General features: G+C 65.2%; 2 protein-coding genes and 2 pseudogenes. 3 read left to right on the top strand and 1 reads right to left on the bottom strand.

All coding sequences use genetic code 11. The annotated features are described in order from the left end of the window. The 3 genes and pseudogenes from KBA32_RS16900 to KBA32_RS16890 form a co-directional block, all read left to right on the top strand. A pseudogene (locus tag KBA32_RS16900) lies at positions 1–779 on the top strand (sulfate adenylyltransferase); the annotation flags it as partial. A 238-nt stretch (positions 780–1,017) separates the two neighbouring features. After that, positions 1,018–1,947 (top strand): PEP-CTERM sorting domain-containing protein, encoded by a 930-nt coding sequence (locus KBA32_RS16895; RefSeq protein ID WP_294361456.1) that lies wholly within the window; start codon positions 1,018–1,020, stop codon positions 1,945–1,947. Between the two features lie 219 nt (positions 1,948–2,166). After that, entirely contained in the window at positions 2,167–2,568 is a 402-nt protein-coding gene (locus tag KBA32_RS16890; protein ID WP_294361454.1) for an RNA-binding S4 domain-containing protein, read from the top strand. Between the two features lie 128 nt (positions 2,569–2,696). On the opposite strand, the pseudogene KBA32_RS16885 reads toward KBA32_RS16890, so the two are convergent. Continuing rightward, a pseudogene (locus KBA32_RS16885) lies at positions 2,697–2,893 on the bottom strand (type II secretion system protein); the annotation flags it as partial.

Genomic DNA, 2,893 nt, shown 5'->3' with positions numbered 1-2,893 from the left:
TCAAGGCCGACTACCTCGCCTTCGCCGCCAGACTCGGCATCAATGACGTGCGCTTCATCCCGATCTCGGCGCTGGCCGGCGACATGATCGTCGACCGCGGCGAGCGCCTGGGCTGGTACGACGGCCCGACGCTGCTCGACATCCTCGAGAGCGCCCCCGCCGCGCACACCGAGCAGGCCGAGGACTTCCGCTTCCCGGTGCAGTTCGTGTGCCGCCCGCAGGATTCGGCCAACCCCGAGCTGCACGACTACCGCGGCTTCATGGGCCGGGTGGAATCGGGCGAGATTGCCGTCGGCGACGCCGTCACCGTGCTGCCCTCGGGCGCCACCAGCCGGGTCAAGCACATCGAGCTTGGCGGCGAACGCCTGGCGCGCGCGATCCACGAGCAGTCGGTGACGCTGTTGCTCGAAGACGAGATCGACATCTCGCGCGGCGACATCATCGTCAAGTCGGCCGAAGCGCCCGAGCCGGTCAAGCAGATCGATGCCACCGTGTGCTGGCTGTCCGAGACGCCGCTGAGCCCGGCGCGCACCTACCTCGTGCGCCACACCACGCGCGAGGTGAAAGCCAAGCTGGCGAAGATCGACTACCGGCTGGATGTGAACACGCTGGAGCAGGAGGCCACCAGCGGCCTGGCGATGAACGACATCGCCCGCATCACCCTCAAGCTCGCCCAGCCGATCGTCGCCGACCGCTACCAGACCAACCGCGGCACCGGCGCCTTCATCATCATCGACGAGAGCACCAACAACACGGTAGGCGCGGGCATGATCGGCTGATCGCCGCGCGGCGCGCAGCTGGACGAGGGTGCGCACGATTACCCCCACACCAATTTTTGCGTCGCCTTTTTTTACACACCGACCAAGCATCGAAAGAAAAACCTCATTGAATCATTTGCTTGCGAATTGGCACAGATAGTGCTTTACCCCGGTTGCACGCATCTCCAGACCTCCGCGGAGCGGGGCGAGAAAAGCGTGACGCTCGTACTCTCAATTCTTGATACCCGGGGACAACAACATGAAACGACTCCTGCTCACCAGCCTCCTGAGTGCTGGCCTCGTCGCGGCCGCCACCGCCGCCCCGATCACCCTCACTGGAAGCTATGTCCAGGTCGGCGTGAGCGACTACGGCACGCTCGGCAGCAACAGCAGCTCTCCTCCGGGCATCCGGCACGACCCGACCGGTGGCGGTAATTTTGCGCCTGGCGGCATTGCCAACGACTATCTCACGCCGGGCACGCCGAGCGAGGCCTTCGCCGTGAACAGCGTGCAAACGGGTCTCCGCATCAACAGTAACGTGGGCACTTCAAACTTCGGCTCGAGCTCGCCGACGCTCTTGACTGGTTCAGCCGCCAACGGGTACGACAATGCCGCAAGTTGGACAGGAGCCCTCTCCGGCTCGCTCAGCATCACTAACAGCTACTTCTTCAACACGGGCGACGAGCGTGTCCTGATTAGAACCGTGATCACCGCCCTGCGGGACCTGACGGACCTGGTCTTCGGCCGCCACCTGGACCCGGATCCGGACGTAAACCGCTTTGGCTCTTACGCCACCGTAAACACCCGTGGCAACTCCCTGTTCGCACCGGAGGATCTCGTCTCGGCAGCCGGCTCAAGCACCGGTCTGACCATCGGCCTGCTGAACCTGAGCAGCTATGACTCCAACACCGGCATCAACAACTCTTGCTGCTCCATCGACAACCCTTACGCGGTATTGGCCGGTTACGGTCCAGTCTCGCCAACCACCAGTACCGGCGACTACGGCCTGCAGATGGCTTGGCGAATTGGCAGCCTGGCTAGCGGCGCGTCGGCAACCATCGAATACGCGTACGTGATGGGCGACAAGCAGGACACAGTCGGCGGCGACGGCACGGTGCCCGAGCCTGGCTCGCTTGCCCTGCTGGGCCTTGGCCTTGCCGCTCTCGCGCGCATGCGTCGCAAGGCTTGAGCCCGAACCTTGGGGCGTTTTCCACTGACATTGACGGCCTCGCGAGTAAGGTCACGTCCGAACCGCCCCAGACCTTATTCGTAAGGGGCAGGCCCAAGTCCCAGGCAAACCGGACCTGCGACGGTCACGCCACCGCCGTTCCGATTTCGAGTTGAATTCACGGTAAAGTTTCGGGGGCAACAAGAGTTGTCCCCGAAATGCCTAGTGCTCTTCAATGCGATGTCAGACAGGCAAATTTCCACGCAGAACACGACACGCCTCGACAAATGGCTCTGGGCCGCGCGCTTCTTCAAGCACCGCAGCGCCGCCACCGAGGCGGTCGACGGCGGCAAGGTCAAGCTCAACGGCGTCGCGGTCAAGCCTGCGCGTGACGTGAAGGTCGGCGACCGGCTCGACATCACCGTCGGCGAAGACTCGCGCACGGTGCTCGTGCGCGCCATCGCCGACAAACGCGGCTCGGCCACCGTGGCGCAGACGCTGTACGAGGAAACGACCGAGAGCATCGACGCGCGCGAACACGCCCGCGACCTGCGCAAGTTCGCCGCCACACCCGGCGCCGACCTGCACGGCCGCCCGACCAAGCGCAACCGCCGGCGGATGGACCGCTTCGGCGGCTGCTGAACCTGACGCAGGCCGTTGCGGCCGACGCTACGACACGTGCGCCTTCGCGGCCAGACGATCGCTCACCCGCCATCCCGCACCGCAACGCTGCGGCGCCAAGCGATGGAGGCGTGACCCGCTCACGCGCCTCACTCCTCCATCGGCCTGAACACCCACTCCGCATAGCTGCTCGCGCTCCCCGCCACATCGCCCAGCTCAGGCGGGAAGCCATCGCGCCGGATCGGCGCCTGCGTCGACAGGCTATGCACCGCGAGGATCGCGTTGCCGTCGCGCTCGATGCCCCACTCGGTCGTGCCGGTCATCGGGTCGCGATAGACCTTGCGCA

This window comes from Propionivibrio sp., from assembly GCF_017995515.1.
In the GTDB taxonomy this organism is placed as follows: Bacteria; Pseudomonadota; Gammaproteobacteria; order Burkholderiales; family Rhodocyclaceae; genus Propionivibrio.
This window is presented reverse-complemented; position numbering and strand designations above follow the sequence as displayed.